11 protein-coding genes and 1 tRNA gene are annotated in these 13,186 nt (G+C 55.1%); 6 read left to right on the plus strand and 6 right to left on the minus strand.

The genetic code is table 11. From position 1 onward, the window contains the following. Positions 1-43: 43 nt before the first annotated feature. Positions 44-2,098, plus strand: a complete 2,055-nt coding sequence (helD, locus tag C8D90_RS16075; RefSeq protein WP_115459478.1) for a DNA helicase IV — start codon at positions 44-46, stop codon at positions 2,096-2,098. A gap of 13 nt (positions 2,099-2,111) precedes the next feature. On the opposite strand, the gene C8D90_RS16080 is transcribed toward helD, so the two are convergent. Both C8D90_RS16080 and C8D90_RS16085 read right to left on the minus strand, forming a co-directional pair. Next, positions 2,112-2,570 (minus strand): methylglyoxal synthase, encoded by a 459-nt coding sequence (locus C8D90_RS16080; protein WP_115459479.1) that lies wholly within the window; start codon positions 2,568-2,570, stop codon positions 2,112-2,114. 110 nt (positions 2,571-2,680) lie between these two features. Then, on the minus strand, positions 2,681-3,202 hold the full coding sequence (locus C8D90_RS16085; RefSeq protein WP_115459480.1) for a YccT family protein: 522 nt from the start codon (positions 3,200-3,202) through the stop codon (positions 2,681-2,683). 310 nt (positions 3,203-3,512) lie between these two features. Here C8D90_RS16085 and C8D90_RS16090 point away from each other — a divergent pair, with 310 nt between their 5' ends. Beyond that, positions 3,513-3,926 (plus strand): CoA-binding protein, encoded by a 414-nt coding sequence (locus tag C8D90_RS16090; RefSeq protein WP_115459481.1) that lies wholly within the window; start codon positions 3,513-3,515, stop codon positions 3,924-3,926. A gap of 73 nt (positions 3,927-3,999) precedes the next feature. Here the strand turns inward: C8D90_RS16090 and hspQ are convergent, their stop codons facing one another. Then, on the minus strand, positions 4,000-4,317 hold the full coding sequence (gene hspQ / locus C8D90_RS16095) for a heat shock protein HspQ (protein WP_115459482.1): 318 nt from the start codon (positions 4,315-4,317) through the stop codon (positions 4,000-4,002). 63 nt (positions 4,318-4,380) lie between these two features. Further along, entirely contained in the window at positions 4,381-5,571 is a 1,191-nt protein-coding gene (gene rlmI / locus C8D90_RS16100) for a 23S rRNA (cytosine(1962)-C(5))-methyltransferase RlmI (RefSeq protein ID WP_115459483.1), read from the minus strand. A gap of 138 nt (positions 5,572-5,709) precedes the next feature. Here rlmI and yccX point away from each other — a divergent pair, with 138 nt between their 5' ends. Then, positions 5,710-5,988 (plus strand): acylphosphatase, encoded by a 279-nt coding sequence (gene yccX, locus C8D90_RS16105; protein WP_115459484.1) that lies wholly within the window; start codon positions 5,710-5,712, stop codon positions 5,986-5,988. 6 nt (positions 5,989-5,994) lie between these two features. On the opposite strand, the gene tusE is transcribed toward yccX, so the two are convergent. Together tusE and yccA are read right to left on the minus strand one after the other, a co-directional pair. Continuing rightward, positions 5,995-6,324: a sulfurtransferase TusE gene (gene tusE, locus C8D90_RS16110; RefSeq protein ID WP_162844415.1), complete on the minus strand. Its 330-nt coding sequence runs from the start codon at positions 6,322-6,324 to the stop codon at positions 5,995-5,997. 131 nt (positions 6,325-6,455) lie between these two features. After that, positions 6,456-7,115: an FtsH protease modulator YccA gene (yccA, locus tag C8D90_RS16115; RefSeq protein WP_115459485.1), complete on the minus strand. Its 660-nt coding sequence runs from the start codon at positions 7,113-7,115 to the stop codon at positions 6,456-6,458. 247 nt (positions 7,116-7,362) lie between these two features. On the opposite strand from yccA, the gene C8D90_RS16120 reads away from it, so the two are divergent. From C8D90_RS16120 to C8D90_RS16130, 3 genes are all read left to right on the plus strand, one after another. After that, positions 7,363-7,450 (plus strand) — tRNA-Ser (locus tag C8D90_RS16120). A gap of 1,511 nt (positions 7,451-8,961) precedes the next feature. After that, on the plus strand, positions 8,962-10,257 hold the full coding sequence (locus C8D90_RS16125) for a TolC family outer membrane protein (protein WP_115459505.1): 1,296 nt from the start codon (positions 8,962-8,964) through the stop codon (positions 10,255-10,257). Between the two features lie 143 nt (positions 10,258-10,400). Beyond that, on the plus strand, positions 10,401-13,186 hold a 2,786-nt coding region (locus C8D90_RS16130; protein ID WP_115459486.1), incomplete at its 3' end, for an Ig-like domain-containing protein.

Genomic DNA, 13,186 nt, shown 5'->3' on the forward strand with positions numbered 1-13,186 from the left:
CACTAGGATCTGAGCACAGAGTCAGAGGCGGGCAGACGAAAGCATGGAACTAAAAGCAACGACGTTGGGAAAACATCTGGCGCAGCACCCTTATAACCGCGTCCGTTTGCTGAGTGCGGGGATAAAGGTCAGCGGGGAACGCCATGAGTACCTGATCCCGTTTAACCAACTGCTGGCGATACACTGCAAACGCGGCATCGTGTGGGGAGAGCTGGAGTTTGAACTGCCGGAGCAGAAGGTGGTCCGTCTCCATGGGACGGACTGGCAGGAAACGCAGCACTTCTACCATCATTTGCAGCAACGCTGGCAGGCGTGGAGCGAGGAGATGGCGCAGGTCAGCGCCGGGGTGCTGGCGGCGCAGGCAGAGGAATTGCAACAGCGCGGCGAGCGCGACGGCTGGCTGAAACGCGCCGATCTGAAAGACGTCCGCACGATGATTGAAGGCTGCTTTAAGGCGGTTCCGTTGCCGCAGCAGCGGCTGGAAGAGTTTCCTGCCTGCCGGGATAATTACCGTTACTGCCTGAAATGGCTGACGCGCGGGCAGCAGATGGCGGATGAACACAACCATCTCTGGTGCCAAAAAATGCTGGCCGAACATGCTGATTTCTTCGCCCGCGTAGAGACACAGCCGCTGAACCCCGCGCAGGCGGAAGCCGTGGTGAACGGCGAGGACGGCGTGCTGGTGCTGGCCGGCGCCGGCAGTGGAAAAACATCGGTGCTGGTCGCGCGCACCGGGTGGCTGCTGCTGCGTAAAGAGGCGCTCCCCCAGCAGATTCTGTTGCTGGCTTTCGGGCGCAAGGCGGCGGAGGAAATGGATCAACGCATTGCCGAACGATTGCAGGTGGAGGGCGTTCAGGCCAAAACTTTTCATGCGCTGGCGTTGCACATCATTCAGCAGGCCAGTAAAAAACAGCCCGTCATCAGCCGGCTTGAGAGCGATGCCCGGGCGCGCCAAACGCTGCTGACCGAAGCATGGCAGCAGCAATGCCAGGAAAAAAAGGCACAGGCCAAAGGCTGGCGTCAGTGGCTGGAAGATGAACTGGAATGGACGCTGGAAGAAGATAATTTCTGGCAGGATGAACGACTGGCCGCGCGCCTGGCGCCGCGTCTTGAGCGTTGGATCGGCCTGATGCGCAGCCACGGCGGTTCTCAGGTTGAAATGATTGAACAGGCGCCGGAGGAAATCCGCGACCTGTTTCAGAAACGCATTCGCCTGATGGCGCCGTTGCTGAAAGCCTGGAAGGGCGCGCTTAAAGACGAAGGCGCGGTGGATTTTGCCGGGCTGATTCAGCAGGCCATCGCCCTTCTGGAGAAGGGGCGCTTTATCAGCCCCTGGAAACATATCCTGGTGGATGAATTTCAGGATATCTCCCCGCAGCGCGCCCGCCTGCTGGAGGCATTGCGCAAACAAAACGCCCATACCTGCCTGTTTGCCGTCGGCGATGACTGGCAGGCGATATACCGTTTCAGCGGCGCCGAGCTGTCGCTGACTACCTCATTCAGCCGCTATTTCGGCGACAGCGATCGTCGTGAGCTGGATACCACCTACCGCTTTAACCGCCGCATCGGCGAAATTGCCAATGCCTTTATCCAGCAAAACCCGGCTCAACTGAAAAAGCCGCTTAACAGTTTGCGCGACGGCGATAAGAAATCCGTGGTGCTTTTGCCGCAGGAACGCCTGGAAGCGCTGCTTGATAAAATGAGCGGCTACGTTAAACCGGATGAGCGGGTGCTGATCCTCGCCCGTTACCATTACCTGAAGCCGGAGATCCTCGGCCGGGCGGAAACTCGCTGGCCCAGGCTGAATATCGACTTTATGACGATTCATGCCAGCAAAGGGAAACAGGCGGATTACGTGATCGTGCTGGGGTTGCAGGAAGGGCGCGATGGTTTTCCCGCGCCGGCGCGGGAATCGGTGCTGGAACAGGTTCTGTTGCCGCAACCTGAGGACTTCCCCGACGCGGAAGAACGCCGTTTGCTGTACGTGGCGTTAACCCGCGCCCGCCATCAGGTGTGGGTGCTGTACGACGGCGAGCGTCCTTCGGTATTCGTGGATCAACTGCGCCGCCTGGGCGTTCCGCAGCAACGGAAGCCCTGACGGCGTCGTGCGTTTATTTCAGCCGTGCCTGTAGATAACGCTGATAGTCCGGAATGGTCACGGTAACTTCCTGGCTGAACAGCGGGGAACTGACCAGCAAATCTGCCGTGGAGCGGTTGTTGGCGACCGGGATATCCCACAACGTCGCCAGGCGCAGCAGGGCCTTCACGTCGGGATCATGCGGCACGGCGTTAAGCGGGTCCCAGAAGAAGATCAGCATATCGAGCTTGCCTTCGGCAATCATGGCGCCGACCTGCTGATCTCCGCCCATCGGGCCGCTGAGCATGCTGTTGACCTCCAGGCCGGTTGCACGCTGAATCAGGTTGCCGGTGGTGCCGGTCGCGTAAAGCTTATGCTGTGACAGCAGTTCGTTATTATCCTCTACCCAGCTTAGCAGAGCTTGTTTACGGTGATCGTGCGCAACCAGGGCGATACGCTTACGCTGCGGGAGTGTTCGGGTGGTCAATTCCATGAGTCTGCCTTTGTAGTTACAACGTAAATTTCAGATTTAGTTCCAGATTACTGAAATTTAGCAGACGAACAAGGTGATAACGCCGATCCAGCGCAGAAAACAGGTGGCTTTCAGCGGGGTTTCTTCGGTTCTGGCCTGGAAAGGGAAAATGCGGCGACGCCGCCGGACTGATTATACTCCTGCATGACATGCTCGAGGTTGGTGCTCAGGGTAATGCCATTCAGGCGCAAAACGTCTACGGTAAATTCGACCGGGTTCCCGCGATTGTTCAGCATCTCCATGCGCAGATTGCGCTCAAACTCCTTCAGGTCATGCTCATTGTTCAGGCGCGGAAGCTTGATGGTGACAGAGGAATAATCTTTGGCGTCGAAAACGGCGACCAGCGGAGAAGTGGTGTACATGCGCTGATTCTGCCCGGCAGGAGGAAGCATTTTTTCCACGCGAAACAGAATTTGATGCTTACCGCCGGTCAGCTCCAGGCTTTCGGCGCTTTTGAACAGGGCTGAGGGCATACGCTGTCCGTCCACGACAAGTAATTCAATATCTGGTCCGAATTTTAACGTGGTTGCCATTGCGATAGGGCTGAGCAACAGGCAAAGCAGAGCAATAAATGGTGATGCGCGGTAGGTCATGACTTCCTCAGTACTGATCGGTACGGAGTACATTGTTCTGTAGATGATGGTATGTGTCAAAGTATTTTATTTGTTACCTTTGGTTACATTTTGGGCGCTTCGGCTTAGAAAACAGAAATCAGCCGGATTTTTACATTCCCGGCCCTCGTTAAACCGGGCCATAGGCGCTTGCCTGATAAGGATTTGTCACTTTCTGTTCAGACTTTTTCCGATAATGCAGGCTGATGGCTGCTTGACGGAACCCGTGATTGTCGCTGCCTCCGGATGCTATGCTTAAGGCACTTAATGATAAGGGGGAGCATAATCCGCCATGACCGATCATGAACTGAAGGTGTTGCTGCAACAGGTAAAAACCATTGCGCTGGTGGGGGCGAGCGAAAAGCCTTCCAGGCCAAGCTATGGCGTGATGGCCTATTTGCTGCAACAAGGATACCGCGTCATTCCCGTCAGCCCCAGGCTGGCCGGTGAGAAACTGCACGGGCAGAAGGTGTATGCCACGCTGGCGGAGATCCCTGACCCGGTGGATATGGTTGACGTATTCCGCAACGCCGATGCGGCGCTTGAGGTAGCGAAAGAGGCGATAGCGATTCATGCCAAAGTGCTGTGGCTGCAACTGGGCGTGATCAACGAAGAGGCCGCCAGCCTGGCGCGCGCATCCGGCCTGAAGGTGGTGATGGATCGTTGCCCCAAGATCGAGCTGCCCCGGCTCGGCTTGCAGAAGTAACGCGACCGCGCAGAAGTAAAGTAAAACGCCCGGCAATGCCGGGCGTTTGCGTATACGTTGCGTACCGTATAAATCAGTTGCGCAGGCGCGGAGCCAACAACTGATTCCGGATGGATTCTGCCAGGTCGTCCAGCGAAGGCTGCTCAGGATGTGCTTCCGCGTGCTCGCCGTCTAACTGGGCTTCTGCCAGATAGGTGTGCATGGGCTGCCCTTCGTCATCCTCCATCACGACGTGGTACCAGGGAGCATGGCGTAATTGCTCGTTGGAACCCAGTTCGTCAACGCCGGGGCTTTCCAGTGAATACTCGGGGTCGATATCAATCACGACACCAAGGGAGCCAAGTAACTTATGGCGTACTTGCTGTCCAATGCCAAATTTGCTGGTAATCATGATGACCTCCTGAGAAACCGTTGCTCTGCTTATCATATATGGGCGGAGTTACGACATTTCAAGTTACATCACCCGGCAAGCGAAACCCTTCAGATACAACCCCTCGGGGTAGGTGGCGATCACAGGATGATCGGCCGCCTGACGGTACTGCTCTATAAATTGTACATCACGTCGGGCATCAATGGCTGCATCGGCAAGAATTTTCTGAAATAAATCCGTAGGCATCAGTCCGGAACAGGAGAAACTGAGCAGGATCCCGCCGGGCTTCAGCAAGCTGAACGCCAGCATATTGATATCCTTGTAACCACGACAGGCGCCGGCCAGCTGGTTTTTGTTTTCGACGAACTTCGGCGGGTCCATGATGATCAGGTCGAAGGTCCGCCCTTCATCACGGTAACGGCGCAGCAGCTGGAAGACATCTTCGCGCATGAATTCCGCCTTGCCGAGATCCAATCCGTTCAGCTCTACGTTCTGCCTGGCGATATCGAGCGCCGCCTGCGATGTATCCACGCTGGTAACCTGTTTGCAGCCGCCCATCAGTACGGAAACGGCAAACGCGCCGGTGTAGGAGAAGCAGTTCAGCACGTCGGCATTACGGGCGAAACGCCGCGCAGCCAGGCGGCTGTCACGTTGATCGAGGTAAAAGCCGGTTTTGTGACCCTGACGGATATCGACAAGCAATTGCATGCCATGCTCGCGGATGGGCAGCAAATCCGGCGGTACATCGCCGAGTACCGGCCCCTGAGCCAACGGCAGGCCTTCTTTTTTACGCACGGCGACGTCGGAGCGATCATAAATGGCGCATTCGGGGAAGCAGTGCTGCAGGGCCTGCAGCAGCGCGGCGCGCTGATATTCCGCACCGGCAGACAGCAACTGCAGAACCAGAAAGTCCTGATAGCGATCGATGGTGATGCCGGGCATGCCGTCGGACTCTCCGGCGATCAGGCGATAGCCGGTCAGGTCGTCGTGTTCGGCCAGCCAGCTTCTCCAGGTTTGCGCCTGCTGCAAACGACGGACAAAAAATTGCTCATCGACCGCTTCCTGCTGGTCGAATGTCCACACACGGGCGCGGATCTGTGATTGAGGGGAGTAAGCAGCACGGGCCAGCCATTTACCGGAGGCGTCTACGATGTCGACGGTTTCTCCGGATGCGGCTTTGCCCTCCATGCGCTGAACGGCGCCGGAAAAGATCCACGGGTGGCGGCGGAGCAGGGACTTTTCACGTCCCTTGGCGAGAAATAAGCGTGCGGTCATCATTGAGTCCGGGTATTCAACAGGCAAAAAAGGTGCGACATTGTCTGAAGATGACATGAAAAATGCAACGCTTTCCGGGCCGGCAATCGCGATTTCTCGCGGGTTTCGCCGCTTTACGGGGCATGAGGTGAGGGTGATATGACAAAAATCTGTGTAGCGGCCTACGTCGCCGGGCGTGTTCAGGGAGTGGGCTTCCGTTATTCAACCCAAATGCAGGCGCGGGCGCTGAACCTGGCCGGTTATGCCTACAACATGGATGACGGCCGGGTGGAAGTGGTGGCGGAAGGGGAGAAAGAACAGGTTGAACACCTGCTGACCTGGCTGAAAAACGGCGGCCCGCGTTCGGCCTCCGTCACGCAGGTGCATACGGAGCCACGTCCGTTACAGGGCTTCAGCCGTTTTCAGATTCGGTATTGATTCAATTCAGATGCACTTTACCGGTTTGGGAAGCCCGGCGATTTTGGTCGCCTGTTTGGCCGGCCCTTTGGGAAAGAGGCGATACAGATAGCGGCTGTTGCCTTTTTCTTCGCCATATTTCTGCGTCATGGCTTTTACCAGCATGCGAATTGCCGGCGATGTATTGAACTCCAGGTAAAACTGACGCACAAACCGGACCACTTCCCAGTGTGCTTCACTCATTTCAATGCCTTCTCCGGCGGCCAGCACTAACGCCAGTTCCTCGCTCCAGTCTGCGCTGTCGTGCAAATAACCCTGCGCGTCAGTTTCGATCTGACGTCCTGCAAATTCCAACATCGGGGGATTTTCTCGGTTGATAAAGACTGCGCACAGTGTAACGCAAGGCGGGAAGCGGGCAAAGAAAAGCCCCGTCGAAGCGGGGCTGCATTTTGGGGTAAAACGTGTGCTACATATCCAGCAGGGCTGAATCAGTTACTGCGAGCAAAGCCTAACAGGCTCAGCAAGCTGATAAAGACGTTGTACAGCGAGACATACAGGCTGATTGTGGCGCGAATATAGTTGGTTTCGCCGCCATGAATGATGTTGCTGGTTTCCCACAAAATAGCGCCGCTGGAAAACAGGATGAACATCACGCTGATCGCCAGGTGCAATGCCGGAATTTGCAGGAACAGGTTAGCGATAACCGCAACCAGCAGAACAACAAAGCCCGCCATCATCATACCCGACAGGAAAGACATATCCTTGCGGGTGGTCAGCACGTAGGCCGAACAACAGAAGAACACCAGGGCGGTGCCGCCAAGGGCCAGCATAATGAGATCGCCCGCGCCGCTGGCGAGGAATGAGCTCAGGATCGGCCCCAACGAATAACCCATAAAGCCCGTCAGGGCGAACGCGGCCAAAATTCCGGCCGGGCTGTTAGCCAAACGGTACGTCAGGAACATCAGGCCATAAAAGCCGACCAGCATCAGCAACAGACCCGGGCCGGGCAGCCCCAGCAGGGTACTTGCCGTCGCCGTGGCAGCAGAAAACGCCAGCGTCAGGGCCAACAGAAAATAGGTATTGCGCAACACTTTATGCGTGCTCAATAAAGAGTCGCGCTGCGAGGATGAAACGACAATACGATCCATAGATGATTATCCCAGCCAATGAGTTATTGATCTGGAGCAAATAATAAAGAGTCAATGCTATTGACGAAAGTCGTTTTACCCTTCTTTACTTTGTACAGGAAAAGTAAGCTACGGATAAGTCAGATAAAAACAGAAAGTTATCGGACACAGCGCACATTAAGGCGCCATGTTGGCTATTTTCGCCTCACTTGAGCGCGCCGGGTCTTTACAACCATACGGAGCCTCGATTATAGTGCGCACCGTTAAAGGAAGGATGGCCGAGTGGTTTAAGGCAGCGGTCTTGAAAACCGCCGAGTGTAACAGCTCCCAGAGTTCGAATCTCTGTTCTTCCGCCAAATACAGACCCCATGACATTTAATGTCATGGGGTTTTCTTTATTCGGGGTTTTGGTTCGCCATCAGCCAGATGTTAAGTGAGCCAGCTCTGCACGCCGTATTGTGTGATGAAATTGCGTGATGAAATAGCGCAGTGATCCCATCAACGTCAGATGCCCGCCGTATCCTTGCCGAAACCGCCTTCCGGAAAACACGTTTTCGTATAACGTTCAGACAGTGATTCTGACGGTCATGGCCTGTCCGGATCCCGGATGGTGATCTTTTTACCACATCGGCAGGAATTACTTTTCTTGAAATTCTTGTTCAATTCTTTAAATACCATGATGACTCTCTTTAAATAACTTGATGGCTTTCTTTAAATAAGATAGCGATACTGTACTTAAATACGGATTATAATACTGAACTTAAATACTGCTTGTTCATTGTAATTCCAGCTCCTGGACATTCCCTGAATATTTCCAATGGCGACAGAACAGCCTCTGCGGATTGTTGTATTTTTAATTAATGAGCAAAGCAATTATATTATTTTGGCGTGGAAGGCAGTTCTGCTTTGGTGGTCTGGAATGGGATAATATTTAACCTAATAATAAAAATTGAATTTTTGCATGAGTTTTTTATAAATTATTCCGGCTTACAAAGAGGCGTTAAGCTGGTGAGTTAGTCAGCATTTCCTCGCTTTCTTTATCAATGCGTTAGCCGGAAAACGTGTTTATGACTCCCCGTTTGTTATGTCTTATTGCTGCGTTTTTAGGCTGAATTGTGTGATGAATATGGCATAGGATGCTTCTTAATCTCACCTGGCGTTCACGTTGGCAATCGCTGTACATAGTGATTGAGATTATTCCCGCAATCAGAATTCAGGTGTTCGTAACTGCCTGGATTTTTCCTGTTTTTTTCGTTTTTTGGTTTAGATAAATATCCATAATGGCAGGCGCGGATGCTAACAAACTCATCGACACAAAAATGTTCAGACTTCTTAGAGAGAAAAGAGCTAGATTTATCTCAATGGTGCGCCTAGGGATTGGTTATTTTGTGCATTGATAACTAATGAGTTTTTTTTCTTAGGATTTAATCTATTAGTTTACGGGTTCTAAAATGCTAAGAAGTTAGGTTTTACCTTAGGAATTTTCTTTGGTAATGTCTACGCAAGAGGTGAGGGATTAAGTATAATCTGGTAAATCTTTAATAAAAAATCCAATGAAATTGAATTTAATTAAATAAGATAAACCTTACTTAAAGCGAAATGTTAAGTTTTTATTAATATAAATGGATTGATGGCAAGACGGACGATTAGATAATGGCCGGTAAAGCACGGAAGAGAGATACCCTGACTGGCATTCTGAGATGGCAAATAGTGTAGCAATAATAATGGAGTGGGCGGGGCTATAAGTTATGGCGCCTGTCGGATGAACTCCAATTGGTTGGCAATAGATTTATAAGGACATAATAGGTTGACTGCTGCATCTGCACGAGCCCAAAAAATCGGTCGTTTGGTGTTATTCGTCTGCGCCATGGGCGCAATGTCGGGTGGGCTGGCCGTGCCGCTGCCTGACAAAACCCGGGCGCCGGTCGTGAACGACGTGGACAGACTCACGCTGAGAGAGTCTATCCTGCGTGCGTTCGGCCGCAGCCCGGAGATCGCGCGGCAGGCGGCGCAGGTAGGCGTTGGCCAGGCGCAGATCGATGAAGCGAAAAGCGTGTGGTACCCGCAGGTCGGGCTAACCGGCAATGTCGGACATTCCCGCCAATATGACTCCAGCGGCAGCCTGGATAACGCGATGTCATACGGCATTACCATCACGCAGCTTATTTATGACTTCGGCAAAACCAGCAGCAATATCAAGCAGCAAACCTCCATTCGCGACAATTACCGCTTTAAACTGATGTCCTCAATGTCCGTCGTGGCTGAAGATACCGCGCTGGCCTATGTGGAAGTGAAACGTTATCAGGCGCTGATCGACGCAGTCCAAAAGAATATCGTATCGCTGGAAGGGGTTTATCAGATGGCCCGGTTGCGTGCTGAGGCCGGGCTCAACTCCAGTTCCGATGAACTCCAGGCGCAAACGCGCATTGCCGGCATGCGTTCCACGCTCGAACAGTACCTGGCCCAGCTACAGATGCATCAGGCCAAACTGGCGGTACTGACCGGCGCACAGGCTTCGCGCTTTGCCGATATTCCCCCTGGCCTGGCGGAGCAGCCTGTTTCTCTTGATAACATCGACTATTCCATGGTTCCGGCCGTACTGGCCGCTGAAAGCCAGCAGCAATCGGCAGAATACGGCGTGGATAAAGCCCGCTCGGAATACTGGCCGACGCTGAGCCTGCAAGGCGCCAAGACGCGCAATCAAACCCGCAACGATGCTTATTGGAACGATCAACTGCAACTGAACGTGGATGTGCCCCTGTATCAGGGCGGCGCGGTATCGTCACGGGTCAGGCAGGCGGAAGGCTCCCGGCAAATGGCGGTCACGCAGGTCGATCAGGCTAAGCTGGATGTGTTGCAGAAGGCGTCCGTCGCACTCGCCAGCTGGAGCGGCGCCCGCGGGCGCGAGCAGGCTGGCGGCATGCAGTTTGCCAGCGCGAGCCAGACCAGAGACGTCTACAAAAATGAATATAAGCTTGGGAAGAGAAGCCTGAACGACCTGTTAAGCGTCGAGCAGGATGTGTTTCAGGCGCAATCAGCGGAAATCACAGCAAATTACGATAGTTGGAGCGCGGCGGTTAACTACGCTGCGGCCGTGAATAATCTTTTACCTTTATCGGGAATAAATATCGGGCCCGCTAACGGCCTGCCTGAATTGAAATAACTATGCAGTAATTAATTAAATTTATTGCATTAACGATTAATGCGCAATGAGCGGGGTATAGCCCCGGGGCTGCATTCATCCTGATTACCGGGAAGTGTGCTGGGCATGCTTACCGCATGATTTTATAACTAAGGAGAGTTACCGTGACTAAGGTCGTTGATATTATTTCCCGCAAAACTGCGGCTAAAAATGTATTAACCAGCGAAGGAAACCTGTCTGTCGTATTGCATGAGCCCAGCATCGTGCAGGTTCATGCCTCGGCAAAATCCGTGGAGCGCTATGAGCGGCAGGGGAACGATCTGCTCATTTATATGAAAGACGGCTCGGTTATTCGCTGTAACGGTTATTTCTTCGAGGATGGCGACAATCATCACGGTGAACTGGTTTTTCTGGATGAAAATCAGGGGTTAACGCACATCACGTTTGCCAATAACGCCGGCGCCGGTTTGCCTTTGGATACGGTGGCTCTTACGCCGGTTGAGTCTGCGTTAGGTTCACTGGAACCGCTGATGATCGGCGGCAGCGACGATCTCTCCTGGGCATGGATCGCAGCCGGCATTCTTGGCGGCGGCCTGATCGGCGCTATCGCCGGTCACGGCAGTGAAAAAACCAAGTACAAATATATCGATAACACGCAGGAAGTCGAAGTATCCAAACCGTCCTACGTCGTCACGGACAACAAAGGCGACAGCAAGGGCGTACTGAGCAACAACGCAGTTACCGACGACACCAATCCGGTCTTCAGCGGCACCGGCGAAGCCGGCGCCACCATACAGATCAAAAATGCAGACGGCGTTGTGATCGCCAGCGGCCAGGTTAGTAAGGACGGCACCTGGAGCATCCAACTGCCGACGCAGGCCGCAGGCAACCATACTTATCAGGTAGTGGAAATCATCGGAGACAAGACCATCGACGGCGGCAAGATTACGCTGAACGTGGTTACCGGCAAGGCCGGCATTACGATGGATGAACTGTGCCACAGCGGTGAAGATAACAGTAACATGCTGAATATGGCCGACCGTGGCAATGACCTGGTCGTGAGCGGCGGTAGCAGCGAGCTGGCGGCGGGGACGAAACTGAGCGTTACGCTCAACGGCAAAACCTACACCACCACGGTAGGTGAAGGCGGTAAATGGAGCGTAACGGTGCCGGCGGCGGATGCCGGCGCACTGGCTGACGGCGTGTACAACGTTGCCGTCAGCGGCACCGATGCGGCGGGCAATAAGGTTTCCGGCAGCCAGACGCTGACGGTCGATACTACGCCGCCGATGCTGTCCGTCAGCGCGGTAACTCAGGATGACATCATTAATGCTGCTGAAGCCGCCACAAACCTGGTGATTTCGGGCAGTTCAAGCGCTGAACCCGGCCAAATCGTCAATGTGACGCTCAACGGCAAAACCTACACCGGTGCGGTGGGGCGTGACGGAAGCTGGCAGGTTACCGTGCCCGCCGGCGACGCCGCCAACCTGACCGACGGCAAGCTGGACGTGAGTATCAGCGTCAGCGATAAAGCCGGTAACGAAACCGTGTTGGTTCATCCGATCACCGTTGATACCACCATTCCGGGCATTACTGTAAATCCGCTGACCGATGATAACGTGCTGAACGCCGCAGAACTGGGGCAGTCGCATGTCTTCAGCGGTACCGTCAGCGGTGCGGCTGCCGGCGACAAGGTTGTCGTCACGTTTAACGGTCAATCCTATACCGGCGTTGTCAACGCCGACGGCACTACCTGGCAGGTCGGCGTACCGGCATCGGCCTTTGGCAATCTGAACGATGGCCAAATTAACTACACCGTGACCATTACCGACGCGGCGGGCAACAAAGGAACCATGCAGGATCCTTCCTTCAGCGTCAGCAGTGCGGCGCCGACGCTGAGTTTTAACGACCTGGCCGACGATAACGTACTCAACGCCCTTGAGCGCGGCGAGCCGCTGGTGATCAGCGGCGGCAGCAACGGCCTGGCGGCGGGCACCCCGGTCACCGTAACCCTGAACGGCAAAAACTACGCCGCCGTCACCGACGCGGACGGCAACTGGCACATCAGCGTGCCGGTGCTGGACCTCAACGGGCTGGGCGAGGCGAACTACACGGTCACGGCCAGCGCCACCGACGGCGTGGGCAACAGCGTGACGGGCAGCGCTCCGCTGCTGGTTGATACCGTGCTGCCGGTCGTCACCATTAACCCGGTAACCAGCGACGACGTGCTGAACCTGGCGGAAGTCAACAGCGGGCAGACGCTGAGCGGTAAGGTCAGCGGCGCGGCGCCGGACGATATCGTCACCGTTATCCTGGGCGGTGAGACCTACACCACCACGGTGAACGCGGACGGCACCTGGAGCGTGGGCGTTGGCAGCGACGTACTGACGGCGCTGGGCAACGGCAGCATTACGGTGAACGTCAGCGTGACCAACGGCCACGGCAACACCGGCGAGAGCAGCCGCGACTTCACCATCGACGCCGGCCTGCCGGGCCTGCGTATCGACACGGTGGCGGGCGACGATATCGTCAACGCCATCGAACACCAGCAGGCGCTGGTTATCTGCGGCACCAGCAGCGACGTGCCGGCGGGTAACGTGGTGACGGTCACGGTCAACGGCGTCAGCTACCCGGCCACGGTGATGGCCGACGGCACCTGGAGCGTGGGCGTACCGGCGGCAGACGTCTCGGCCTGGCCGGCCGGCCCGCTGACCATCACGGCGGAAGCGGCCAATGCCAGCGGCAACGCCAGCGATATCGGCCACGTGGTGAAGGTCGACCTGAGCGAGGTGGCGGTGTCCATCAACACCGTGGCGCTGGACAACGTTATCAATGCCGCCGAGAAGGGCGCGGCGCTGGTGCTCAACGGCGCCACGCAGAACGTGGAAGCCGGTCAGGTGGTGAAGGTGGTGTTCGCCGGTCACAGCTATGACGCGGTGGTTCAGGCGGA

The sequence above is a fragment of the Enterobacillus tribolii genome (genome assembly GCF_003363015.1).
GTDB classification, from domain to species: domain Bacteria; phylum Pseudomonadota; class Gammaproteobacteria; order Enterobacterales; family Enterobacteriaceae; genus Enterobacillus; species Enterobacillus tribolii.